The organism is Butyricicoccus sp. Marseille-Q5471, assembly GCF_951230135.1.
Lineage (GTDB): Bacteria > Bacillota > Clostridia > Oscillospirales > Butyricicoccaceae > Agathobaculum.
Genome location: NZ_CATNVC010000003.1, coordinates 29722 through 54801, shown reverse-complemented (window position 1 = coordinate 54801; position 25080 = coordinate 29722). Strand labels below are relative to the sequence as shown.

At 51.6% G+C, this 25080-nt stretch carries 24 protein-coding genes and 2 tRNA genes; 10 read left to right on the top strand and 16 right to left on the bottom strand.

Annotated features, from left to right (window positions below; translation table 11 throughout):
* Positions 1-67: 67 nt before the first annotated feature.
* From QOX26_RS04785 to QOX26_RS04770, 4 genes are all read right to left on the bottom strand, one after another.
* Positions 68-2536, bottom strand: coding sequence for an ATP-dependent Clp protease ATP-binding subunit (locus QOX26_RS04785; RefSeq protein ID WP_283673769.1), 2469 nt, complete (start codon positions 2534-2536; stop codon positions 68-70).
* Positions 2537-2571: 35 nt separating this feature from the next.
* The gene (locus QOX26_RS04780) at positions 2572-3573 is read right to left on the bottom strand and encodes an ATP--guanido phosphotransferase (protein ID WP_283673768.1); all 1002 of its coding nucleotides are present in this window, start codon (positions 3571-3573) and stop codon (positions 2572-2574) included.
* Positions 3570-4106: a UvrB/UvrC motif-containing protein gene (locus tag QOX26_RS04775; protein ID WP_283673767.1), complete on the bottom strand. Its 537-nt coding sequence runs from the start codon at positions 4104-4106 to the stop codon at positions 3570-3572. Before QOX26_RS04775 ends, QOX26_RS04780 begins: the two co-directional genes overlap by 4 nt.
* Before the next feature lie 70 nt (positions 4107-4176).
* The gene (locus tag QOX26_RS04770; protein ID WP_283673766.1) at positions 4177-4629 is read right to left on the bottom strand and encodes a CtsR family transcriptional regulator; all 453 of its coding nucleotides are present in this window, start codon (positions 4627-4629) and stop codon (positions 4177-4179) included.
* A gap of 303 nt (positions 4630-4932) precedes the next feature.
* On the opposite strand from QOX26_RS04770, the gene QOX26_RS04765 reads away from it, so the two are divergent.
* The 7 genes from QOX26_RS04765 (at position 4933) to QOX26_RS04735 (ending at position 9864) form a co-directional block, all read left to right on the top strand.
* Positions 4933-5103 carry a DUF362 domain-containing protein gene (locus QOX26_RS04765; RefSeq protein ID WP_283673765.1) on the top strand — a complete coding sequence of 57 codons (171 nt, stop codon included), beginning with the start codon at positions 4933-4935 and terminating at the stop codon, positions 5101-5103.
* Between the two features lie 260 nt (positions 5104-5363).
* Positions 5364-6590, top strand: coding sequence for a cation:proton antiporter (locus tag QOX26_RS04760; protein ID WP_283673764.1), 1227 nt, complete (start codon positions 5364-5366; stop codon positions 6588-6590).
* Positions 6591-6723: 133 nt separating this feature from the next.
* Positions 6724-7551: a hypothetical protein gene (locus tag QOX26_RS04755; protein WP_283673763.1), complete on the top strand. Its 828-nt coding sequence runs from the start codon at positions 6724-6726 to the stop codon at positions 7549-7551.
* 27 nt (positions 7552-7578) lie between these two features.
* Positions 7579-9219 carry a SulP family inorganic anion transporter gene (locus QOX26_RS04750; protein WP_283673762.1) on the top strand — a complete coding sequence of 547 codons (1641 nt, stop codon included), beginning with the start codon at positions 7579-7581 and terminating at the stop codon, positions 9217-9219.
* Between the two features lie 18 nt (positions 9220-9237).
* The gene (locus QOX26_RS04745; RefSeq protein ID WP_283673761.1) at positions 9238-9585 is read left to right on the top strand and encodes an arsenate reductase family protein; all 348 of its coding nucleotides are present in this window, start codon (positions 9238-9240) and stop codon (positions 9583-9585) included.
* 65 nt (positions 9586-9650) lie between these two features.
* Positions 9651-9739, top strand: a tRNA-Ser gene (locus QOX26_RS04740).
* Positions 9740-9774: 35 nt separating this feature from the next.
* A tRNA-Ser gene (locus QOX26_RS04735) sits at positions 9775-9864 on the top strand.
* Between the two features lie 114 nt (positions 9865-9978).
* On the opposite strand, the gene QOX26_RS04730 is transcribed toward QOX26_RS04735, so the two are convergent.
* From QOX26_RS04730 to QOX26_RS04715, 4 genes are all read right to left on the bottom strand, one after another.
* Positions 9979-11628: a recombinase family protein gene (locus QOX26_RS04730; RefSeq protein WP_283673760.1), complete on the bottom strand. Its 1650-nt coding sequence runs from the start codon at positions 11626-11628 to the stop codon at positions 9979-9981.
* Positions 11625-11765, bottom strand: coding sequence for a hypothetical protein (locus tag QOX26_RS04725; RefSeq protein ID WP_283673758.1), 141 nt, complete (start codon positions 11763-11765; stop codon positions 11625-11627). Before QOX26_RS04725 ends, QOX26_RS04730 begins: the two co-directional genes overlap by 4 nt.
* A gap of 116 nt (positions 11766-11881) precedes the next feature.
* Positions 11882-14146 (bottom strand): hypothetical protein, encoded by a 2265-nt coding sequence (locus tag QOX26_RS04720; RefSeq protein ID WP_283673757.1) that lies wholly within the window; start codon positions 14144-14146, stop codon positions 11882-11884.
* A gap of 121 nt (positions 14147-14267) precedes the next feature.
* Positions 14268-15641: a hypothetical protein gene (locus tag QOX26_RS04715; protein ID WP_283673756.1), complete on the bottom strand. Its 1374-nt coding sequence runs from the start codon at positions 15639-15641 to the stop codon at positions 14268-14270.
* 318 nt (positions 15642-15959) lie between these two features.
* On the opposite strand from QOX26_RS04715, the gene QOX26_RS04710 reads away from it, so the two are divergent.
* A complete protein-coding gene (locus QOX26_RS04710) occupies positions 15960-17654 on the top strand; it encodes a hypothetical protein (RefSeq protein WP_283673755.1) in 1695 nt (564 codons plus the stop codon).
* A gap of 447 nt (positions 17655-18101) precedes the next feature.
* On the opposite strand, the gene QOX26_RS04705 is transcribed toward QOX26_RS04710, so the two are convergent.
* The 8 genes from QOX26_RS04705 to QOX26_RS04670 form a co-directional block, all read right to left on the bottom strand.
* On the bottom strand, positions 18102-19370 hold the full coding sequence (locus tag QOX26_RS04705) for a HipA protein (RefSeq protein ID WP_283673754.1): 1269 nt from the start codon (positions 19368-19370) through the stop codon (positions 18102-18104).
* A 109-nt stretch (positions 19371-19479) separates the two neighbouring features.
* Positions 19480-20214: a Fic family protein gene (locus tag QOX26_RS04700; RefSeq protein WP_283673753.1), complete on the bottom strand. Its 735-nt coding sequence runs from the start codon at positions 20212-20214 to the stop codon at positions 19480-19482.
* A gap of 96 nt (positions 20215-20310) precedes the next feature.
* Positions 20311-20862: a recombinase family protein gene (locus QOX26_RS04695; RefSeq protein WP_283673752.1), complete on the bottom strand. Its 552-nt coding sequence runs from the start codon at positions 20860-20862 to the stop codon at positions 20311-20313.
* Between the two features lie 228 nt (positions 20863-21090).
* Complete coding sequence (locus QOX26_RS04690) at positions 21091-21378, bottom strand: hypothetical protein (protein WP_283673751.1); 288 nt, start codon at positions 21376-21378, stop codon at positions 21091-21093.
* Positions 21379-21391: 13 nt separating this feature from the next.
* Entirely contained in the window at positions 21392-22327 is a 936-nt protein-coding gene (locus QOX26_RS04685) for a class II glutamine amidotransferase (protein ID WP_283673750.1), read from the bottom strand.
* Between the two features lie 2 nt (positions 22328-22329).
* Complete coding sequence (locus QOX26_RS04680) at positions 22330-23433, bottom strand: zinc-binding protein (protein ID WP_283673749.1); 1104 nt, start codon at positions 23431-23433, stop codon at positions 22330-22332.
* Between the two features lie 78 nt (positions 23434-23511).
* A complete protein-coding gene (locus QOX26_RS04675; RefSeq protein ID WP_283673748.1) occupies positions 23512-23880 on the bottom strand; it encodes a DUF3846 domain-containing protein in 369 nt (122 codons plus the stop codon).
* A 97-nt stretch (positions 23881-23977) separates the two neighbouring features.
* Positions 23978-24310, bottom strand: coding sequence for an XRE family transcriptional regulator (locus QOX26_RS04670; protein WP_283673747.1), 333 nt, complete (start codon positions 24308-24310; stop codon positions 23978-23980).
* Positions 24311-24392: 82 nt separating this feature from the next.
* On the opposite strand from QOX26_RS04670, the gene QOX26_RS04665 reads away from it, so the two are divergent.
* Positions 24393-24710, top strand: coding sequence for a hypothetical protein (locus QOX26_RS04665; RefSeq protein ID WP_283673746.1), 318 nt, complete (start codon positions 24393-24395; stop codon positions 24708-24710).
* Positions 24711-24795: 85 nt separating this feature from the next.
* A complete protein-coding gene (locus tag QOX26_RS04660) occupies positions 24796-25056 on the top strand; it encodes a hypothetical protein (protein ID WP_283673745.1) in 261 nt (86 codons plus the stop codon).
* The last annotated feature ends 24 nt before the right edge of the window (positions 25057-25080 follow it).

Genomic DNA, 25080 nt, shown 5'->3' with positions numbered 1-25080 from the left:
TCGTTTTTTGAACAATGACACCCTGAAATACTAGTTCTGTCTGGCAGCTCGGTTCCCGAGCTGCTTTTTATTTTGCCGGTACTTCCTGTGCGGCTTGCAAAATCAGCTTGCCGTCACCCTCATCGAGCGTCACGTGGTCGCCCGACTTGATTTCGCCCTTGAGCATGCTCTCGGCTACGAGATCCTCGACCTGATTGGTGACCGCTCTGCGCAGCGGACGCGCGCCGTACACCGGATCGAAGCCTGCCTTGGCCAGATGACGCTTGGCAGCGTCTGTCCAGTCCATCTCGATGCCGTTTTCCTGCATACGAGCCGCAACCTGTGCGAGCATGCTGCCCGCAATCTGCGCAATCTCGTCCTCAGACAGGCGGCTGAACACAATCACATCGTCAATGCGGTTGAGGAATTCGGGGCGAACCGTGTTTTTCAGCTCGCCCAGCACCTCTTCCTTGATTTTCTCAAAGGTGGGCGCACCGCCGGTCTGCTCGCCCGCCGTAAAGCCGAGCGATTTGCGTCCCGCGCCGGTAATCTTCTGCGCGCCGATGTTGGAGGTCATGATGATAATGGTGTTTTTGAAATCTACATGGCGGCCCTGACCGTCAGTCAGCACACCGTCCTCGAGAATTTGCAGCAGGATGTTGAACACATCGGGATGCGCCTTCTCAATCTCATCGAACAGCACGACCGAGTACGGGTGGCGGCGCACCTTTTCGGAGAGCTGACCGCCCTCGTCGTAGCCGACATAGCCCGGAGGCGAGCCAATCATACGCGAAACGGCGTGCTTTTCCATGTATTCGGACATATCAATGCGAATCATCGCGTTTTCATCGCCAAACATGGACTCTGCCAGTGCCTTGCACAGCTCGGTCTTGCCAACGCCAGTCGGGCCGAGGAAGAGGAACGAGCCAATCGGCCGCTTGGGATCGCGCAGGCCGACGCGACCGCGCCGGATGGCTTTGGCGACCGCAGTGACGGCTTCTTCCTGACCGACGACGCGTCCGTGCAGCGTGTCCTCCAAATGGAGCAGACGCTCGCCCTCGTCCTCAGTCAGGCGGGAGACAGGCACGCCTGTCCAACCTGCGATAACAGCGGCAACATCGGCTTCGGTGACCGCGCCATGCGCACGGGTCTGGCTGTCCGACCACTCCTTCTTGCGCGCTTCAAGCGCGTCACGTTTCTGCTTCTCCTCGTCGCGCAGACGGGCGGCATTCTCATAGTCCTGCCCCTTGACGGCCTCTTCCTTTTTGGCGGAGACAGCCGCGATTTCGTCCTCGAGCTCCTTGAGGTCGGGGGGCGCGGTCATGGTCGACAGACGCACGCGGGAGCAGGCCTCGTCAATGACATCAATCGCCTTATCGGGCAGAAAACGTCCGGTCACATAGCGTACCGACAGCTTAACGGCGGCGTCAATCGCTTCGTCCGGGATGTTGATGCGGTGATGTGCTTCGTAGCGGTCGCGCAGACCCTTCAGGATGGCAACCGCATCCTCGGGGCTCGGTTCGCCCACCTGTACAGGCTGGAATCGACGCTCGAGTGCCGCGTCCTTTTCTATATTCTTGCGGTATTCGTCAAGCGTGGTCGCACCGATCACCTGAATTTCACCGCGAGAAAGGGCAGGCTTTAGAATATTGGCCGCGTCAGCTGCGCCTTCGGCCGCGCCTGCGCCCATCAGCATGTGCATTTCATCGACGAACAGGATGGTGTCGTGGCTGCGGGTCAGCTCCTCAATCACGCTTTTGATGCGCTCTTCAAACTCGCCGCGGTACTTGGTGCCGGCAATCATGCCGGTCAAATCAAGGGAAACAACGCGCTTGTTGCGCAGCGTCTCGGGCACATCGCCGGCAATGATTTTTTGCGCCAGGCCTTCGACAACGGCGGTTTTGCCCACGCCGGGATCGCCAATCAGGGCAGGATTGTTCTTGGTGCGGCGGGACAGAATCTGGATGACGCGCTGAATCTCATCCGCACGGCCGATGACCGGGTCGAGCTTGCCTTCGCGTGCGGCCTGTGTCAAATCGCGGCCGAACTGGTCGATCGCCTTACCGCCGGCCTTACCGGACGAAGCGGGCGCTCCCTCCATCTGCAAATCATCCTGTCCTGCGCCGAGTGTTTCGGACAGCTTGGCGGCAAGGCTGGACGTCGTGACATGCAGGTTTCCAAGCGCGGTCAGGCCAACATTCTGCCCCTCGCGCAGGATGCCGAGCAGCAGATGTTCTGTGCCGACATAGCCGCTGCCCATCTGTCCGGCCGACTGAATGGCCAGCTCGATGATGCGCTTGGTGCGCGGGGTCATGCCCTGCGGCGCGGATGCATCGGGTGTGCCGCGGCCGGACAGGGTTTCGATTTCCTGCACGAGCGCGTCGTCGGTCACGCCCACAGCGGTCAGTGCCTTGGCAGCGGGGCCGCCGCCCTCACGCAGCAGGCCGAGCAGCAGGTGCTCGGAGCCGATATAGCTGTGGCCAAAGGAAGCCGCGGCGTCCTGTGCCAGTGCAAGCGCACTCTGTGCGCGCTCGGTGAAACGGTTTTGTTGAAACATGTAGAACACTCCTTTCGAGCGTGTAAGTGATGAGTTTAGGTGAAAGATAGGTTTTGCGCGGCGTTTCGCATGAGCTGCGCGCGTTTTTCATCGCGCTCCTGCGGTGCGCCGCCAAGCAATGCGGGTCGAACGGCTTGTTCGAGTGCATAAAGTGACTGCGGGTCAATGCCGGTTAAGTACCCCATCTGCAGTCCGACCAACACGTCGGAAATGCAGCCGATGGCCTCGCCGGTCTCCATCAGAAAGGCTGATTTCATCGAACCCGCCGCGCGGCAGATGCGGTCGCGCAGCTGTGGTTCCTGACGGGCGCGAACCTGCTCCCGCGCTTTTTTCTCCGCGTCGATGACAGCGGTTGCGGTTTCGACCAGACGGTCGGTCAGGTCGGCGGCCGATGCGCCGAGCGTTACCTGATTGGAAATCTGGTAAAATCCGCCGACAGCCTCTGAGCCTTCGCCGTATGCGCCGCGCACCGCGCAGCCGCGGCTGCCTGCAAAGCCCGTAATCTGCTGAATGCCGCCTGTCAGCGTCAGAATGGGCAGGTGCAGCATCACCGAGGCACGCAGGCCGGTGCCCACGTTGGTGGGGCAGGCGGTCAAATAACCGAGCCGCTCGTCATAGGCAAAGGGTGTTTCATTTTCGATGAGAGTCGCCACGCGCTGCGCGGTTTCCAAACACTCCTTGGGGCAAAGACCTGCGCCCATGACCTGCAGACGGAGGTGATCCTCCTCGCCGATCATAATCGCCACGCCGCCTTCCCTGGATGCGATCAGCCAGCCGCCGTTCTGGGCAAGCTCGGGCGAAATCGTATGCTGCTCCACCAAGGCCGCAGCCTCGGTCGAGTGCGGAAAAATCTGTTTCTTTTCAAATTCCGCGCCGATGGCGGGATTGCGCCGCAGGGCGGAGAAAATCTTTTCGGCAATCTCCTCGTGCTGCTGTTCGGTCAACCGGAAGGGATAGCCTTTTAAATTGCGCGCCAAACGCACGCGGCTTGAGGCGGCAAGCCCCAAAAAGCCGCCGGTGATGGAAAACGTACTCATTTCTGCTCGCCCTCCAATCTGCGGATTTCGTCGCGCAGATGCGCGGCCTGTTCGTAGTCCTCCTGCTCAATTGCGGTTTTCAGCTGGGCTTTGAGCGTGTCAATCGTGTCGGCTTTTGCCGGCTCGGCGGCAGGGGACGCGCCGATGTGGCGGGTCGCGCCGTGCACCTTTTGCACATAGGGGTCAAGGATGTCGGCAAAGGTTTGGTAGCAGTCGGGGCAGCCGACGCGGCCGGTCTGACGCAGCTCATGTTCGGTCAGGCCGCAGGTCGGGCATCGGCGCTCGGTGTCAAGCATGGTTGCGGCTGGTGTGCCAAGCATATCCTGCCAGAGTGAACCGAAGCCGCCGCCGAGGAAGGAGTGGAAGGGGTCGCTCCAGAATCCGCCGAACTCCTGAAACGCGGATTCAAACGCACTGCCGAGGTGCTCTTTCTGTGCACATTCGGGACATAGGTGCATTTCGCGGGTGGTACCGTTGATGGTTTCCTTGTAATACATGGTGGCTTCATTCTTGCCGCATTTTTCACATTTCATAAGATAGCGCTCCTTTCCGAGAGCTGTATGGTGTAAATTTGTTGACAGAGAGAAGAAAATCGGGTTGCCGTCAGGTGGCAATGCCCAGAATGGCACATCGGAAGATGGCTGCGCGCAGGCGGTCACGATCGTTATGATCGACCTCGGCAAGTGCGCCGTCCGAGCAGGCGGAGAGCAGCAGCTGTCCCTCAGTCGGACTGAGCAGCCGTGCGCCGACCAGTGCCCGTGTCAGCTTGGCCGCGCCATTTTGAGTCAGCCGGCCGCCGATGCCGCGCGCGGCCTCGACCAACGTGCGCTGCTTGTCATCCATCATTCGGACGATTCGGATATAGCCGCCGCCGCCGCGCTGGCTTTCCACAAGGTAGCCGTTCTGGGGAGAAAAGCGGGTTTCAATGACATAATTGATCTGACTGGGCACGCAGTCAAACTGCTCGGCCAGCGTTTTGCGCTGCAATTCGGCCACACCGCCGCCGTCAGACAGCATCTCGCCGATAAAGTCGGCGATTAAATCAGACATTTTCATGGGGTTGATTCTCCTTCGGATCAGGGGCCTCATTTATCTGACCTTTCCTGACCTATGATTCTATTATATACAGTCTGGTCAAGAATGCAAGTGAAATTTCTGACCATTTCTGACCAATTGGAGAAACTAGAGCGAATTAATAGTTGGTTTTCTCGCTCAATCTCTTGATATCATTGAAATTCATTGATTTTCGCACAATTTTAAATAGAGAAAAGTTAACGGCAGCTAACCATGTTTTGGGTTTGCTTTTCTGCAAGGTTGTGTTACAATAAGTTTGTAAATCATTATGGAGGTGCAATACCAATGGCATATGTTATTTCTGGCGGCTGCATCAGCTGCGGCGCGTGCGCGGGCGAGTGCCCGGTTGGCGCGATCGCTGAGGGCGATGGCAAGTACGAAATCAACGCAGACGCTTGCATCGACTGCGGCTCTTGCGCTGGTGCCTGCCCGGTAGGCGCTATTTCCCAGGGCTAAGTTTTTTACTTAGTGCTAGGTGATACATAGCGAATAAGAAATCCGTTTTGCTTTGGCAAAGCGGATTTTTTATTTTTCTTCGGACAAGCTAAGGTTGCACAATTTAACCAAGAGGTACCCATTTTGCACTGGAAAAAATGGCTATGATTACGATTGCCTTTGTTTGGGGCGAGGACTATAATTAAGCATGCTTCATTCGGGCGTATATTTAATAGGTAAGAGCACGTCTTTTGACGTGCCGGGATTAGGGGGGAATATTTATGGATTATTCATTTCTGTTGGTCGTTGCATTGATTATGCTTTCAACCAAGGTGCTGGGGCTTGCATCGGAAAAGGTGCACATGCCGCAGGTTGTCGGCGCGCTGCTGGCAGGCCTGCTGCTTGGGCCGAGCGCATTCAATGTTGTTACCGAAACGGATTTCTTGATGAAGGCCGCCGAAATCGGCGTTGTCATTCTCATGTTCACGGCAGGTCTGGACACGGATCTGGAAGAACTAAAGAAAACAGGCTTTGCTTCCTTCATCATTGCGGTCATTGGCGTTGTTGTGCCGTTTATCGGCGGCGTCGCCTGCTATCTGGCGTTTGACAACAACGGCGCAGACCCGATGAACATGCTCAAGGCTGCATTCATCGGCGTTGTGCTTACCGCCACCTCGGTTTCGATCACGGTCGAGACCCTGCGTGAGATGGGTAAGCTGAAAAGTAAGGTGGGCACTGCAATTTTGGGTGCCGCTGTCATTGACGATATTCTCGGTATCATTGTGCTGACTGTGTTGACCGGTTTTACCGATCCCAACACCAAGCCGCTGATGGTATTCGGACGTATCGCGCTCTTTTTCGTGTTCCTTGCAGTGGTCGGCGTGGTCATGTATAAGGCATTCCACAAGATGGACAGAGTTTGGGGTCAGCATCGCCGTATTGCGATTTATGCGTTGGCGTTCTGCTTTATCCTGTCGTTCGTGGCCGAGCATTTCTTCGGTATTGCGGATATCACGGGTGCTTATTTTGCAGGCATCATCCTGTGCAACATCTCGGATACCAGAGAATATGCGGCAAAGAAGCTGACGGTATTGAGCTACATGCTGTTTTCGCCCCTGTTCTTCGCCTCGATCGGTATTAAAACGCAGCTCAGCGGTCTGACACTGACCATGGGACTGTTTGCGGTCGTACTGACGATTGTGGCCATCCTAACCAAGGTCATTGGCTGCGGGCTGGGCGCAAAGATTATGGGCTTCCAGGCGTATGATGCAATGTCAATCGGCCTGGGCATGGTCTCCCGCGGCGAGGTTGCGCTGATTGTCGCGCAGAAGGGCGAACAGGCGGGCTTGATTGACCCGCATTTCTTCCCGCCCATTGTATTGGTCGTCATCGTAACGACGCTCATCACACCCATATTGCTCAAGTTCGGTATGAAGCGGCAGACGCCCGCCAATACAGAGATGACCGCGCAGGAGACTGCCGGTCTTCCCAAAACAACACATATTTAAACGTTTGACAAAAAAATCGCCGCTTGCGGCGATTTTTTTTGTTGCCGGCGCGGCAAAAAGGGTTTCCGCGCAGCACTTTGTGTGCTATACTAAAACTGTATGTCAATATGAACCAATAAGGAGGAAACCATAGATGAAACTGCAAAAGGTACTGCCGCTTGCGGCGGTTGGTCTGTGTGTGCCCGGCGTGGCGCTGCGTGGGCTGCATTTGCTCAACGGCTTCGACTTCGGGACAGGCCTGCCCGCGGTGGGTGACCGCTGGTTCTGGTTCTGTGTGATTTTTTTCGTGCTGAGCGCTGCTGTCTGCCTTGCGCTTTCTCTGCCGCTGCGGCAGGAGCGTGAGACGCCGTTTGAGACGCTGCTCGGCACAAGGGCCGTGGGTTTTCGCATGGCGGCCGTCGTTGCGGGACTGCTGCTGATGGTAAGCGGCGCAGCGTATCTGTATTTTACACTGACCGTGCCGGAAGAGGATGCTGCGGCCTGGGCGCACATTCTGGAATATGTTTACGGCGGCGTGACCCTGCTGACCGGCGCAAGCCTCATTGGCCTTGCCAAGGCGCAGGGAACCGAAATGACTGCTCGCTCCGCCGGACTTACCTTGGCCCCGCTGATTTGGAGCTGCCTGCACCTGCTGGTCACCTATCGGCTGACGTGCGTGGATCCCAAACTGCCCTCATTCACCTTTGGACTGATTGCCGATATTGCGGTCGTACTGGCCTGTTATCATCTGGCGCGCCTGCTGTATGGAGCGCCGCGTCCGGCAAGCCTTGCGTTTTTTGGCGGTCTGGCCTGGGTTCTGGGGGTATCGGATTTGGGCGGCTACGGTCTTGCGTGGCTGATGGGGCAGCGTGCGGTTGAATGGCCGGCGAAAACATTGCTGCGCAGTGGGATGACAGTTGCGGTGTGCATCCTGCTGTTAGCTGAACTGTGTGTGATGACACGGGGTCGCAGCGAAGAATAAGAGCGGATAAAAGGGGAATAAAAAGATATGGTAAGCGCGTTTATCAATGATTTAAAGCGGGAATTTAAGGGGTATAACGGCCAAAAGCTGATGAAGGACCTGATGGCGGGTCTGACCGTCGCGGCAGTGGCGCTGCCGCTGGCGCTGGCCTTTGGCGTGTCATCCGGCGCTACGGCGGCAGTTGGTTTGGTCACGGCTATCATCGCGGGACTGGTTATTTCCGCGCTGACCGGCGGCTATTATCAGATTTCCGGCCCGACTGGCGCGATGGCGGCCATTCTCGGTTCGCTGATTGCGGTTTACGGCATGCAGGGCATGTTTATTGCGACTTTTCTTGCCGGTGTGCTGCTCATCCTTGCGGCTGTGCTGCATCTGGGCAACCTGACCGCTTTTGTGCCCGCACCGGTCATCACGGGCTTCACTTCGGGCATTGCGGTGATTATCGCGCTCGGGCAGGTGGACAACTTCTTTGGCACACATTCGGAGGGCGGTTCGGCACTTGCGAAGCTGCTGTCCTACGGCAAGCTGGGTTTTCGGCCTGATTTCGTCACCGTGGCAATCGGCCTGATGGTCGTACTGCTGATGGTATTTTTCCCGAAAAAGTGGAATGCTGTCGTGCCGGCCTCGCTGATTGGTATTATCCTTGCAACCGCAGTGACGATGATTTTCAAGCTCGACATCACGACAGTGGGCGAGATTCCCAAAACACTGATGCTTGAGGAGCGGCTGAGCCTGTCCGCGCTGGATTTGTCCACCGTTTCCGCACTGATTGCACCTGCATTCTCGATTGCCATGCTCAACATGCTGGAAAGCCTACTGTGCGGCGCGTCCGCCGGACGTGCAACCGGTGTCAAGCTCAATAACGATCAGGAGCTGCTCGCGCAGGGCGTAGGCAATCTGGTGCTGCCGTTCTTCGGCGGCATCCCGGCCACGGCTGCACTCGCGCGTACCTCGGTTGCCGTTCGTTCTGGCGCGCAGACCCGCCTGACCGGTATTTTTCATGCAATTGGTCTGCTTGTGATGATGTTTGTACTCGCACCGGTCATCCGCTATGTGCCGCTGGCCGGACTGGCGGGCGTGCTCATGGTCACCGCGTGGCGCATGAACGAGTGGGAAGCCATTCGTTACATGTTCGGACACCGCTTCAAGGGCGCGATGGCAAAGTTTTTTGTCACCATGATTTGCACCATTGTATTCGATTTAACGGTTGCGATTCTGGTGGGCGTCATTCTGGGACTGATTCTGATGGTAGTTCGCCTGAGCAAGCTGCAGGTCAATTATGAGCGCGTGGACATGAAGCGTGCAGGCATTCAGGATGAGGCGCTAGGCGAGCGGTACGGCAATGCGATGGTGGCGTATATCACCGGACCGATGCTGTTCGCCAATATTTCCGCAGTGGAGCAGATTACCGCGCGTGTTGAGGGGTGCGATACCGTGCTGCTGTCGATGCGCGGCGTGCCGACGGTGGACATCTCGGCGGCGCAGGTGATGCTGAGCATGCTCGAAAACCTGAAGGAGCAGGGCGTGGACGTTGTGCTGTGTGGCCTGCCCTCCGGCACGATGCAGATGATGCGCCGCGCGGGCATTGTCGACCTGCTGGGTGAGGATGCGTTTTACTGGAGCGTCGAGCGCGCGCTGCTCGATCACCGTCCGCGCTTGAGCGCGTGAATGGAGGAGGAAACAAGAATGCTGTTTGTATGCTATCCGAAATGCACCACCTGCCAAAAGGCACAGAAATGGCTTGAGAGCAAGGGTGTAAGCGCTGAAATACGCGATATCAAGCTGAATAATCCGACCGAGCAGGAGCTGCGGGTGTGGCATGAAAAGAGCGGTTTGCCGCTGAAGCGGTTTTTTAACACCAGCGGGCTTCAGTATAAGGCGTTGGGACTGAAGGATAAGCTGCCGCAGATGAGCGAAGCGGAGCAATTTGTCCTGCTTGCCACGGACGGCATGCTGGTCAAGCGTCCGATTTTGGTGGGCGAGGATTTCGTGTGCGTGGGCTTCAAAGAGGAAGTCTGGGCAGAGAAGGTTTAAAAAGAAATGAATTGACAGGACATGCCCGATATGCTATAATCAATATTGCTTATCGGGCATGATATGGAGCGGTATCGAAGTGGTCATAACGAGGCGGTCTTGAAAACCGTTTGTCCGAAAGGGCGCGTGGGTTCGAATCCCACCCGCTCCGCCATGATTATCTTGGTGAGCAGAAGTGCATATTGGTATGGAGAAGTACCCAAGTGGTGAAGGGGCTCCCCTGCTAAGGGAGTAGGGCTGGAAACGGTCGCGAGGGTTCAAATCCCTCCTTCTCCGCCATTCAAGGTATCGCGTGATACCGATACGAAATCCCGTCGAGAAATTGACGGGATTTTTTCTTATTTAAAAGAGAATAAAAAGTTCCGTCTGAAGAATTAGAGACCTGTCGATGCATCAATCAACAGATCTCCTTTTTTCTTCTACGGTTAAGAGCTGACGCAGCTTTTGGGATAAGAAAACCGCCGAATTTTCATCGGCGGTTTCTTTCTGTTCGCTATGAATTGTCTCAGAAGGGTCAATTCCGAGGTTGAATCGAATTTCAATGCGGTCATGATAAACCAGCACCTTGTCTACAAAGAGCGCCAGAAGCTCACGAGAGCGCTCATTTCGCAGGGTACCCGATGCGAACATCGTGCGTGCGGTACAAAATGCATCATGAAGTTTGTCCAGATCCACAGTGGCCTGCGTCTGCTGTCGCATCAACGTATCCAGCTGATGCTCGGTCTGCACCTTTTGGGTCTCCAACTCCTGGAGCTTTGCAGAGAGGGTAGCGGATCCGGTGGTCATCATCACATTGACAATGTTGCGGATGTTCCGGTCGATCTCTTTCAGCCGCCTTTCGGCAGCCTCCCGCTTGATAATTGAAGCAGTGTCAAGAGAGCGGAGGTAGTCCTGATATGCATCTGCAATATCCGGAAAACTTTGCTCACTGAAGATATAGCCCGAAAGCTGCTTTAGGACGAGCTGTTCAATATAATCCCGACCAATGCTGCCATTAGAACAGCGACTAGCGCCATGATGCTGTGAACAGCGATAAACCACTCGTTGGGGATGATTGGCACGAGGCTTTTGATTAAGGCCCGTATATGCGGCACCACATTCCCCACATATGATTTTGCCGGAGAGTAGGTACACTTCTTTGGCGGTATAACGTCCGGACTTGTGTCGGCGCTGATTCATCTTCGATTGGACTGCATCGAACATTTCCCGCTCAATGATGACAGGCACGGCGTCTTCAATTCGAATTACGTCGCTGTCAGGCTTATGAGCGTGGCGGTTATACTTGCCGTCGACGTCTTTTGCTGCACTTTTGTTGTAGACATATGTACCGCAGTACTTTTCATTGCGGAGGATTTCGTACAGGGAGCCTTTGCCGAATGGGCGATTCCGCTTGGTGTGATAGCCTTCTCGGTTCAGAGCCTGGATGATTTCCGTATATCCGCAGCCTTCCGAGTACATGGTAAAGATCAGGCGAACGGCTGCAGCCTCTTGTTCGTTAATCTGCAGCTTCATGGTGTTTCGATCGACGTCATACCCAAGTGGAGGGACGCCGCCCACATGCAGTGCCTTGTAGGCGTTCTCCCGTTTACCTTTTTCGACTTCGCGGGCGAGGTTGCGCACATAATACTCGTTCATCGCCTCTAAAACAGACTCAGTGATGATGCTCTCGGGTGAGTCGGAGTCAAACTGCTCAAGCACCGAGATTAGTTGTACTCCGTTTCGCTTGAGAAGACTACGGTACCCGATGCTGTCGTATCTGCTGCGCGAGAAACGATCTAGCTTGTGAACAATTACAAGGTCGAACCGCTTTTCCTTTGCATCCTGAACCATACGCTGAAAATCTGGCCGTTGGTCGGTCGTGCCAGATACCGCGCGGTCGACATAGGTGTCGACCACGGCGATATGATTCTGGGCAGCAAAGGTTTCAATCGCGCGAAGTTGTCCTTCGATAGACTCTTCACGCTGCAGATCGCTACTGTAGCGGGCATAGGCTACAGCGCGTATTGTTCCGCTTTGAGCACGCAGGCGGTCAAGCATGCTCATGCGGCATCACCACCGGATAAAGCCGTTTGGTGAATGGTCATCAGCTCGTGAAGGTCAGGGAGCAGAATCTGCAGAAAAGCAGACGCTGTAACCTGCTCTTTGGTGCTTTGGATAACAATTATTTTACGATCGATCATGATGAGCCTCCTTGAGTTTACGTGATAGGGTTGGGTCTTTGAACTATAATTTATACTTGAACACCGAGCCCAATCAGATATCCTGAGGAGTTAAATGATTGGGCCTGGTTGAAGCGTTAAGCCGCTTCCTTCTTCATGAATAAAACATTGGGGCCGCGGCCTTCACGGATAACGCCATATTTTTGCAGCAAATTCTGCATACGAGCTCCTTTTTGCAGCTCTTTCCATGCAGATTTGCTGATGTCGGCTTGGGCTTGTATCTCGGCAGGTGTGATCGGCTGCCCATCCCAATCGGAGAAAAACAAAAGCAACCGGTTATAGGTGGTAGGCTTGCCCTTATAGCGGCTTGTTTCGGCCTTGCAGCGGTCGAAGCAGGGGGGAAGGTCATCGATGTAGTCAGTATGACACCCGCCAAACCGAGAATGCAGTAGTCCCCAAACCCGTTCAGGCGGCGCGAACAGAAACACATGAATCTCGTCCTCGCAGTCATGCTTTCTGAGGGCGCATCGATAAATTTCCTGCTCTAAACGAGAGGCGAGGTGCATGGCCTCATATTCCAACAGCATAGGCAGTTGGCGCAGCAGGTCACGCGGCGGTTTCTTGCCACTCGTTTGCATCTCGATGTTGACGCGGTCTGCCAGATCACTCAGGTCATCAGCAAATCCTGCCTCATCCCAATAGGTATACGCGCGAGCCAGATAATCACTTGGAGGCAGGCGCGGATAGCCCAACAGGATAACATTGGTGCAATCCCGAAAAGTATTGGCACCATTGGTTCCGCCGAAGTACGGGAGACAGTCCTTGTTGCTATTGGGCATGCGTGCCATCTGTTCCAACGTTTCGTCAGCCAATGCAGCTGCCAGCGTGGGTCCCAGATCGCGGTAGCAGCAAAGAAAGGTCCGACCGGGATGCTCCCGCAGGATATCATCCGTCAGCTGGGCAAAGGCGGGGAGCTTCCATGGCTTGCTCATTGCAGAACGGGACACGTTCAGGCCATGGTGGCGATACACGTGGAATGTCAGCTTACGCAAATGCTTCGCCGGCGAGGATGGCAACCATATCACATTGGACAAATGCTTGTAATCGCCATCGGCCTCAGCAGTCGCATCAAAGATGATGGTCTGCGCATTGCCAAAGGAGAGCTGAGGTGGTGTGCTGTGCAGAATGCTGAAGTTCGGGTATCGCGTGAACAGGCAACGCTTTTCGTGCAGGGCACGCGTTACCTCGATGCACTCATGCAAAGGCTGGCTGAGAAAACCAGCATTTGTGCCCTCAAAACGTAATGCAAAGGCTTTGAGATCCTCCAGTGAGCTTGCGTCTTGATCAGAAAGCGTGCATAAGCCAAAGGGGTGATCTCGTGTCTGTCCATCATCGCAGATGATTGTGCTATTTCGTCGCAACGTTTCGAACGGCCGTTGAATATGTAGGGAGAGTCCAGTTTCTAGGCCGCGGATTCTTTTGTCACTTGCATCGCGGCTTTGTCCGCATTTTTCTAAAGCCGAACTTGCGTTGTTGATTTTCGTGAGATCCAGCATGGTCTGCTGAGCCATTTCAAATTTCTCATCAAAGATGATAAAACGGCGCGTGACAGACCCTTTTGCCCCGACACGGGTCAGTAAGTGGTCTAGCCCATCAGCACTTTGTCGGAGCAGGCCGAAACGTGCCTGAGTGATGCCGACGATGTAGCTCTCTTCAGCGTTCGACCTAAACTTGAGCACTGCACAGCGGTGTGCATAAGGGCAGCTGTCGCGTTGGCAATCCTCAAAGCGTTCGACCGCCTTGTTGGGGCAGTAGCCTGCACGTTGGCTTGAGGGAGTCCATCCCTGTAGCGCCGCCATGATGCGCATTCCCTCATGGGGGAATGCCCTCTCAAGCTCTGCTGCAATCTCGTTGAGCGTCTCGACCTTCTGAACAACAAGCAGCACACCGCCCAATGCCTCAGCTAGCGGGTCTTTATTGGTCTGTAATTCTGTGAACGCCCTGAGGAACGCGACAATCCAGGTTGACTTGCCTGCGCCTGCCCGAGCAGGAACAATCACGACCTCATCGGATGATGCGATGCCCAGAATTTGCTGGGTGACTTCGCCCCAATATTCGAAGTCCACGGCAGCCTTGCGATTGGCACAAATAGCGTTGAGATGCTTGACAACCAGTTTGACGAAGCGCTTGAGCTGGTATGGGCTGAGTGCCCACTGGCCTTCTGCATCGTTTGGGCAAGTCGGGCATAACACAGCGGCCTTGGAGACAGACGCGGCGGCGCCAATTGCCCCGTTAAGGGGGTTGAGCGCTTGGCAGATATCGGATTGCACGGCGGATGCGTTCTCCTTTGCCGAAAAAACGCTGCTTTTAAACATGCCGATTCTGTTTTTAGATTTATGCATTTTAATATTTCTCCTTTGATCTAACACGAAATAAGTTCAATTTTTATTGATATGGGTGGGCAAAAGCGCTGGCGCGGCGCGTTGCCTGAAGACAGCGCGCGTTGCCATGCTTTTAGCCAACTCATTTACCAATCGGCAGGGCTAGCACATACGTCTTATCCCGTGTGCCGTTGTCAAAAATGTCGTACCGATACCGGGAACCGGCGCTGGGCTGTTTGATGACCCCAGCCTCACCGAGCAGCTTCTGCAGTTCCCGCTCCCAGTTCGCTTGTTGGGCGAACGAGGTTTCAAAGCCGGCCTTGCGTGCAGCCTGCAAATAGGCTCGCGCCCAGGTGCCTTCTGGCATGACAAGAAATTTTTCACCGCCGATCTCCCTGTATGCCCCGAGGGACTTATCTGCCTTGACAAATCGCTCTCCAAGCGGTACGATTTTGGTGGATGTATCTTCCAGAAAAGTCGACATAATCTCGCTGAACACGTCTAGCTGTTCCATACGGCGAACCGGCTTCTCCTCGATTGGATCGGGATCAAAAACTGCTTTTGCACCCGCTCGATGAGTATCCGCCTGCTCTGCAGTTAGCCAGCCGCGCTCGACCACAAAATCTAGGAAGCTGAGGAGCACGCGGTAAGCAACTGCCTCGCGCAGCTTCTTTGGATCCAAAGTGACGGAAATGTAACGACTATCTGGGCTCCCGAATGATGCCCGGGCATCTGCGACAATCTCCGCTGCCCACTGGTTCTCATCCTCAGCACCGCTCCACCACTCGCGCAGGACAGCGGCGATTTCGTAGCGATGGTCGCGCAGTGCTTGCAGCGCAGCAGGAGCGTAATGAGAGAGTTCGTCCGGTGAGAGCCGTGCCGATCCCCATTCGTTTTTGCCGCAGCCAATGAGGAACACACAAGAATTCTGCATGTACTCATCCGCCTCCCGTAAGAAAGCACTGTCCGCGCCCAGAATGCAGGCAATTGTATCGGTGTAGGGGATTGGTAATACAATCTTCTTTTTCGCAGTGCTCGTTTGCCAAGCACTTTGGACCTTTGGCGCGCGAAGAATTACTCTGCTATAATCATGAAAATGATATCCAATGTACTGTGACTTTGAACGACAATCGATTATGGCTTTTCTTTTAACGCGGCAGTTCTTTCCGCTCCAGTGGTGCATGGTCACGCAGGCTTCTGCTATTGCGCTCATGATTTCAGTTGTTCCATCGCTTTGATCGGATGTTGATACTGCAAATCGCAAGTCGGGTACGGCCTTGCGAATAGCCTTACAACGCATTCCGCTTAGAAGGTACGCGAGTATCCGATTCCCAGATTGCGATACTTCATAGAGCTCTGGCAAGGCCAACAGCGTTTCGACTCCGATTCGATATTGATCAGATGTAGGTTCTAAGTTATTTCCGAACGCATCCCTGATTTTGCGGGGTGTATTCGTCAGAGGAAATGGTGGCTTGACGGTCTGAACGACCTCGCAGCTGTCCAGAAACTTAGCCATAGCCCGTTTTCTACCGCGTTCACTCAACTCCGCGAATCCTGGGATAAGTTTCGTGTAAAGCCGATCATTCGGTAGCCTCCAGCTCCCTTTATATTCAATTAGGATTCCCACACAATAGATTAGAATTATTAACATATTTTATCTCCTTCGGTGAGTTTGGTTACGTAACAACGATATCTTACAACAATGCCTTTGATATAAATAGAACGAAAAAACGGCTTAAATCTGACTTTTTTTAATTTATGACATGTTTTTTTGTATAATGTGAATGAAACTGCAGTTAAAAGTAAAATCAACCGGATTGGAGAGTGAATTTTTGTGAAAAATACCGATAACATGTCATTTGTAAACTATTTGAGCACGATTACAGAACGCGAAATGGATGCTGTTGTAAGATGGTGTTGGAGCCCGGGCTATTATGATACGGACAATTCTTTTTTCGACAGAATTGATACGCAAATTAATAAGATGTATGTACAGTGGATTGCGCGTATAGAAGTCGGGGGGCGATGGTGCGGTAATGATTCTCAAATATATTCAATAGGAAAAAACGTCTGGGATGGTTACAAAAAAGCTACGCGTCGTTATGATGTTTGCAGAGAATATTCTGGATTTGATAATACTGTGGAGCAACTTCTGAACTCCGAGTTTGCTTGGCGCGTCAAAACCATAACCACGGATCCGGCCTTGGCTATACATAGTTGGGATAACATGTATGAGAAATTTGTTAATGATTTAAATGATAAGCACGTAAGAAAGTGTGTTGATTCAGGTTTCGAAAACTTCCTGTATAGCTCCCTTTACTATCTCAGCTGTTTTTCATCTGATGGGCCGCACTTTCATGATCCACTCCGAATATACACTTATTTGAAGGACGCGCTTAATAGTACTCTGGAATGCATGGCAGAACTCAAGCGCAGGTATAGCGCGCTGCCTAATCTGACCGCTCAAAAATTAGAGGCTCCACATTCCCCATTGAAGATAAAGGGAAGAATCGTAAAATTTTTGCAGATAGTATCCAGAGAAGATATGGAGACTATCCTTCAAGCGCGTTTCAAACAATATTTGTCAACTGAGTTTTACGAACGAAATGATATATATATTATGGGTGAACTTGAGAATTTGCTAAGTTGGGCATATAGTATTCCGGATTATAATTACCTTCTTCCATTCATTGCTTCGCATGTGTTTGCTAGGTTTTATGAAGCCAGTCAGGTAACGGATCCCAAAATGGAAACGCTAGTGGATTGTTCCGCGACCTTTCCGACATATCTGCGACTATTCGACCGACATCAAAAGAGTCGCATATATTTGGAAGATGATCGACCTGAGTATGATAACCCTAATATTAGTCACCCCGTTATTAATTTCATGGACAGTATGATCCATGACATGTTTTCTCCGAACCTATATCCACACAAATGGGCGAATGCCAGCGCATCCGATTATTCTGCACAGATTCGTGTAAACTGGTTGGCCTTTTATCTGGAACAAAACCGCTATATGTTTGATCCAGCACGCTTGGACACGGTTTGTGTATTGCAGAGGTGGGATGTTATTTTGAAGATGTTTTTCAATGATTTAGATATTAATGAACAGAGATTATTGCGCGCAGCACATATTAGGCAGGAAGATATCATACCGCAGGACGAGGCTGAAGCTATACTGCAGGATTTTGAGTGCTTCAAGGAAAAACTTTCGGATATTGAGGAGGCAGCATTAGCCTTTATTTTATTAAAGATACCGGACTGGGAATGTGATGAACCGGTATTTGAATTTATCGAGGAGGAACAGGCCTTTCATATGTTCAAAAAATTTGCAATCCGTCAATTTGAAAAATATGGATGCAGAACCTCATCTCAGAGACGCAAAAAATTAGGCGCTATCCGATATGTCGCAGTAAAACATTTCTACAAAGAGTGCGTAAAAGATATGATCGATTTTCTAGAATCGTTAGTAGATAATAAAACACTACAGAATTTAGCCGATGTAATATTTCCCAGCAATTCCTAAGGGGGGGAACCCGTATAATATATAAGAGAATCTCCCCCTTCGAGACAGTCCTAGCCTGCTCGCATGTTCGCAATCAAGGGATGTAACTGTTTCGTCTCGACTCGTCTCACAATGTCGACTCGTCTGCGCCGACCAGAGGCGCATGCGGGAGCACATGTTCGCGGGGCTCCATGATGCACCTGCTCCTCTGGACACCTGCAACGCATGGCTTGTTATATGATATTTACTTCTTTAAAACACTTGATTAATATAACTTCGGCTTGCGATTCCGAAAGAAAAGGATGATCCTGACGAAGAGCTCCTTGGAGAGTCGAGTCAGAGAACATCCTGCATGGTTTCGGAAGGGGCATTGTTTTCTTTTGGGAACGCAAAAGCATTAAAAGTGTATCGAGGAAAAATCCAAATAAAAAGGCCGTCTTTTTCAAGACGGTCTTTTGTTATATCCAGTTATTTCAATATGGCGTGAATCTGATGATTTACAATCTGGCTTAAGGCACCAATGCGCTCTTTAGAAATTGCAATATCGGGATGCGGCTGAAACTGAAAGCCAGCCAAGTTCCTCAAATCTTGTTTAATTTCAACTGTTATTAACCCGCGCGCGGTTACAATGAAATCTTTTCCCAATCGTGGACGACATTTTTGGATATACCATTCCGGCTTAGCTAGTTGATCATCATCTAGCTCAGGGAACAGACTGCGGTTGTTGTCAAACACTGGTGCCATTTTTAAGACCTGCATGGTATCGGTATTAAATAGCACACCGAAATTGCCATAATGGCGATCAGGATTTAGAATCAGTGCATCCAATACACACATGCGCCGGAATGCATCTTCGCTGCCAATCGATGTGAAATACTTGAGCAGTGCCGGAATTGTACGCTCTCCCCGAAAGACACTGCTGGCTTTAGCAAAACCTAGTGTTTCAGTAGTAAAAAGCCGACATTTGCTAACCAACTTTCCGTGGTAATAATCGAGCTCATAGGAAACGGTGTCAGGACATAACACAGCGACAAGTTGCGATGCAAAGTATTCGGACAATGGTTCCAGTTCATATAGGGAACTGCCGCTTTTATATAGTTGGATATTGCGCCCCTCACGAACCCAGCACTTAGCATAATATCCGTCTGTGCCAAATTCGGGAGAAGTTGAAGATAAATCTGATTCGCTGAACGTACCATCAAACGCGGCTTCGCTAATGAGTTGGTCAAATTCATTTTGATATAGTGAAACATCTTCCCATGTCAGAGCTGAACCTGCTTCTTTCACCCAAAATGTATCATTTAAAGAAAGTGCATGTGTTACCTTGAGGAAACCTTCGAGGTCGTCGCATCCATACCGCTCCAGCAATTCCTTGATGTGCTGGCGGTGCTTGGGTGCTTTGCGTTGTTCCAGAAAAACAGTTAAGTCAATGTAGCCAATGGGCCGATTTGCAACAAGCCATGCCTGCTCTTGAAATTCTGGCTCATCAAACGAATTTCGGGTACACAAAAAATGCAAAAGACAGGTATCCTTGTTCATCAGATAATATGTAGTTGAATGATTCATATTGGATGCCTCCTTCTGCGTTATGGCAGTATTATACCACATAACGCCTTCTTGTGATACTAGGAAGAACCAGACGAAGCCTAGGATGTCAATCCGCCTATCTCTCATATCAAGCTGATCAAAAAAGAGCATGCCCAACGCATGCTCTTTCGATTTTTCAAAGCTATCCATTAACGAGCCTATATAGTATTCCGTGCTTTGAGTGATAGAATATTGACATAAATTCATTCGGCAAGCCAAGTTGTTCAGATGTTTACGTTAACACTATGATGCGAAAAGCTTACCGCAAAATCTCCAATCGATGCCGCAGCGCTTGTTCTTCATAGGAAGCAATCAGGCTGACAAGCGGTGCGGCATTGGGTGGATCACTGTAATATCGGTCAAAGCTATCGTAGTATTTACGCCGATCCGTAAACTTGATATTCACAGGAAGGAGTCCGGCTTTCATTAGTTCAAAGTTGAGTATCAACCGGCCTGTTCTCCCGTTTCCATCAATAAAGGGGTGGATGCCCTCGAAACGAAGATGGAATTCCGCCACAGCTTCGATGATGTGCATTTGCCGCTTCATCTCCTCGTACCAAGCAACCAATGCTTCCATTTGCACAGGTACCAGATACGGTTGCGGTGGTTCGTGACTGGCGCCGAGAATCCGGACCGGCAGACTACGGTAAACGCCGCGGTTGGCCGCATCATTCATTAGAACTAACGAATGAATCTGTTTTACTACGGATTCTGATAGTGGCGCATTCGAATCCACGAGCGAGACGATATATTCAAATGCATCCTTATAACCAATTGCCTCTAGGTGCTCCTTGATTGGTTTTTCAGCAATGGTAATACCCTCTTGCAGAATTAATGCGGTTTCACGCAATGTGAGCGTGCTGCCCTCAATTGCATTGGAGTCATAGGTGTGCTCAATGATGAACTCATCCCGAAGGCGTTGGAGTTCGGTTTGATTGAGAGGACGTCTTCCTTTTAATTCGGCTAGCAACTCATCAATCGCGGAAAAATCCATATCGGAGCACCTCGTTTCGTAAGAATATTTTAAGTATAACCAAGCTGACAGACAAAGTCAACGGCAGAGCACATATGACGTGTTGCATGCGTTGCGTCAATTCTCTGATACGCGCCGATAGAAAGTATTCGGTTTCATCCCAAGTTTCCTCATAGCCTCTACAGCCGAGATTTCGCCGTGCCGCCAGCGGGAAAGGACGGCGTCGAACTGTTCCGGCAGTGGTTTCCGCTTTCGTCCAGTATACTTCCTCTGCTCCTTAGCAATCGCGATGCCCTCGTGCTGACGTTGGAGAATATGCTCGCGCTCTAATTCGGCCACCGCAGCGAAAACGGTCAGCATAAACTTTCCGGTTGGAGTGGTGGTGTCGATGGCCTCCTTCTTTGAGACAAACTCCACATCTTTGGCGGTTAGTCGCTCCACCAGTTCGAGCAAGTCCCGAGTATTGCGTGCGAAGCGACTAATCGACTCGACAATCACCGTGTCGCCCTTGCGGACATATTCAAGCATGCGGTTCAGTTCTTGGCGATTGACGTTCTTCCCGCTTGCCTTATCAATAAACAGCTCATCCACGCCAAGGTCGCGCAGCAGCACCTCCTGTCGGGCGGTGTTCTGCTCCTCTGTGCTGACGCGGATGTATCCGATTCTCAATAAAATCACCTCCCGGTATTGCAATAGGGTTGGCTTGGATTCTGACATATGTCAAAACCCTGAAACCGACCCTATTGCCACACTTTTGGCCTATGTCATTGGGGTATACCCTATTGACATGGCTCGTCCTCGTCATCACTGTCCAACAGCTCGCCCAGGATCATACCTGCGGCCATGATGATGGTGCCAAGATTCATGCGTCTCCCCCCCCTCGCTGTGCTCATGAAATTACCAGCAGATATGCTCTGTTCGCTGCCACACGCCGCCGATATATCCGGTGGGACGGAAGGTGTAGCCATTCTTCTGAAATTCCTGTTTTACCGCATCATAGTAGTTAATGCAGCGACTTGCTCCATCCGCATCAGTACACCGGTACAGGCTGGGATTGAAGCAGCAGTCTAGCCGCCCTTCCTTTCTAGCCTGTTCAATTGCGCGGACAACGGATTTTACCGCTTCTTCAAAACCGGTTCCCGTGGTTTCATGCCGCGTCTGGTTAGCGCTTGGAATCGAAAGCATCAATTTTCCCTCCTTAGTATGCATACAGCAACTCACCCGTCAGCTCATGGAGCAGTGCCGGGTCATAAAGCAGTTCCTCAATCTCATCGGTCGTGCAGCCATAGTCGAGCAGCGCCTGCACCTCGTCTTCGCTGATACCCATCGCTTTGGCAGCGTCAATCAGATAATCTGTTTCAAGCGAGGTGTCTTCGAGTAGGTAGGAGCTGTAATACGGCGTATTTCGCCACCAGTGTGAGAAGGTGTGGTGCGGAATGAAACTGCCGCGGGTGATGTGTCCGTCGCGGTCAATTCTCAAAATTTCACCCTCCTCCGGCTCGATGATTTCGTTTGGCTTGCCGAGTTGCAGTCGGCGGACAGTCTTTCGAAGTATTTCACTGGTGGAGGCATAGAGATCGAATCCATCGTAGCGATAGATTGCAAGTGGGTTGTTGCCCACGACGAAGAACAGATTATCCTCACCATCCAACACCGTGAATACAAAAGAGCCCTCGACCGTTTCAGCCATGTCTTTCAGGCTGTCAAAGTCGAGGGTACTGTTTTGTTCGAGAAGTTGTACGGCGACGTAGCTATCGGTCTCGATTTTGGTCTTGGGCAGCTGCATGCGCAGTTCCTCATCGTTCCAGAGAACTCCGTTATGCGCAAGCGCAAACTGAGCATGCTCAGCCTTGCCGAGCCACGGATGGTTATTATAGTTTCTTTTTGCAGCACCCTGAGTCACCATGCGGGTATGGCCCATGATGACGTTCACTCCGTTCGGTACCCGGAATCGAAGTCTGTGAGCTGCAAGCGGGCGCTTATAGATGCGAAGTCTTCCGTTGTAGTTATAGGCGATGCCGGTAGCATCCGTTCCACGCACTTCGCACTCATGGGAAAGTACGCCGAGCATTCGGTTCTTTTCTTTTGCGCTGAGTACACTGTTGTAGTCAATTAATCCAAACACACTGCACATATTCAGTCCTCCTCCCGCATTTCCACTGGTTCATTCACATACAGCCGCCGTTCCTTTAAATAGTCAATCAACTCCGGCTCATTGATACGCTCCAGAAAGTCGAACCAACTCATATCCTGAAGTGCCTCGTCAGACAGCAAAACAGCCACGTCACAGAGGTGGTTTACCATCTGCAGCGTGGCCAGTAGAGTGTTCAGTTTAAGCGTTCCTCGGAAGATGCGAATCTCAATGGTATCGCTGTTTGTGAGGTTGACGGCAGTATATCTCCCAGCACAGGAGTTCTTTGCGTGGTCGAGCACCTCGCGCGGGCAGAGCTTCATTCCATATCGTGCCGCCCAACGGTTAAGCTGACTCTGTGTCCGCCGACTGAAGCGCAGCAGCTCCGGCCAGAATTTCTCCACGAAGAACACGAGACGCGCAATGGCCGTTTCCTGTTGCTCATATGTACAGCCGAAGGCCAGTCGCGAGATATGAACGTGAAGTCCGCAGGTCTGCGCGCGGTGACTCAGATAATACATGCGGAGTGCTTCACTGAGCACTTCTGCCCACGGCATCTCGTTCATGTGGTAGTTCAGAGTCATGGGGTGGGTGACAAGCTCCATGCCATCGTCCAAACTGCCATCTGTTTTAATGTAGAGATTTTCCGCATCATGATTCGCTACCTCAAGAATCTGCTTTGCGTTGGCGGAGCTCTGGCCGCCGCAGTCAATCTCAAGCTCCACGCCGAAATGACGCAGTCCTTTTCCGTGGAACACAAGATCCGGCATGTAGTTGTATTCGTGGATGGGACAGCACTCCTCCTGCTCATCATAGCAGTTTTCGCACAAAGTTTGGTCGTTCCACGCTGGGTGATAGGCATTACAGCTGCGCAGGAGCCCTCCGCAACTATCGCACCGGGTATAATGCTGCTCGAAGCAATCCTCGCACAGCACGTGATAGGCGTCCCCTTGGTCATCGTCGCGATAAATGCGCTGTCTGCACTCATCACAGAGAATGCTGTGCTCTCCTGCGCATTCACGGCACAATAAATCTTCTCCGCAGCGGAAGGCCTCATCGAGCGGAAAGGTTTCACCGCAATGCTCACAGATAAAAGTATTGGTATTCATGTGATTTTCCCCCTAAAATGAAAATAGCCCACCGATATCGGTGAGCGGTTTGTGTTGATGTCTTTACAATGCCTGTGACTAGTTTAAAATACAGATTAGTTGGCCGTCGAGGTTCAGGAACTCTTCCGGACGATCAAACAGCTTAGCATATCGAGCTAGCTGTTCTTCGCTAAGGCTTTCGAATTGCTCGCTCTCGGGCGGAGCAGCGCAGAGAAAACATGTGCCTGCGATAATGTCGTAGATTTCTCCTGTTTCCGGATACCGAAGCGCTCGGTTTAGCGGCAGGTTCAAAAGCTTACCCTCCTCGTGACAAATCAGTGCTACGGATTCCCCAAACGGATAAACGGCTTCGATAGGGCCGCCTACCATAGCCTGCATGTCTGCCAGACAATCACCGATTTCAACCTGCTGCGGAGACTGATGCGGTTCCAATAATAGAATTTTCATAATCATAAAGCTCCTCGAAACAAAGTAAGGACCCGAAGCGCAATGCTTCGGGTCCTTCTATCATTATAATATATACGTTAAATCTGTCGTTGTGGGTTTATGATTTCTCAATCTGTCCCAACAGCCATCGAACGTCAACATCGAGGATTTCAGACAGTGCTTTGAGCTCAATATCGGACACCGGACGTTTTTGCCCCTCAAGAAGCGACAATGCCGGAAGGCTAATCGGGACGCCTGCGACTTGCATCCGAGCAAGTAAATCTTTTTGCTTAAGACCTATCTGATTACGAGCTTCTGTTACCCGCGCACCGACGATGTTTCGGTTGCCGAGCGCTAGCTTGCGCTTATTCATTTCATCACCTACTGATTGCTTTTTATCAGTATAGTGAATTTTGCTGTTGCATAATTTGGCATTACCAAATATAATCAAAATAAGTAATCTATTATTGATTGCTTATAACGGGTATGCAGCATGTGCTGTGCCGAAACGATTTTTGTGGGAGGAAAAGTAGATGAAAAAGAAATATATCGATGGGAGCATAACTGTAAAAACACGCAAAGAGCTTGCAGATGCTATTAAGGCAAGATATAGAAGCATAGTTGTCATTGGCTCGTTTGCTGACGAACTTAGAAAAGACCTGAACAAAAAGCACACTGGACGAAAGGTGGGACAGGCGGCATCTTGGATTAGTCTCTTGGTAGGTCTTGTTGCATGGCCATACTTACTCGTAGCGCTTGCAGGATTTGCGATTACGGCGGATGATTTGGCGAACTATACTGTTTCAAGTGCTGAAAACACGATTACATTAACAATTAAAATGAAGAAGTAGTAGTGCAATAAGTATTAACTGAGCAAGGGGATATCGTAGAGTCAATCTTGCAGAATATCAAATTTTAGATAATAGGAGAAAACCAGTGTATACACAAAAAGACTTATTACTCCAATCAGCAGCGCGGCTTTACACGCTTGGCGTGGATTTGGAGGGGGCGCGGGAGACGTTGCGGCGGTTGGTGTCTATGCAGATGCCGTACGATTCTCCGCAGATGATTGCTGCACTCCAGAATTTTGAGGAGCTGGAGATGCAGTGGAAAGAGTTAGAACTACAACATTTAGGGCTGAAAACTCAGATGGACATTCGAATAGGCAACTCAACTAGATTTTCAATAGACACGTAAAGATTCGGGAAACAGCAACCATAT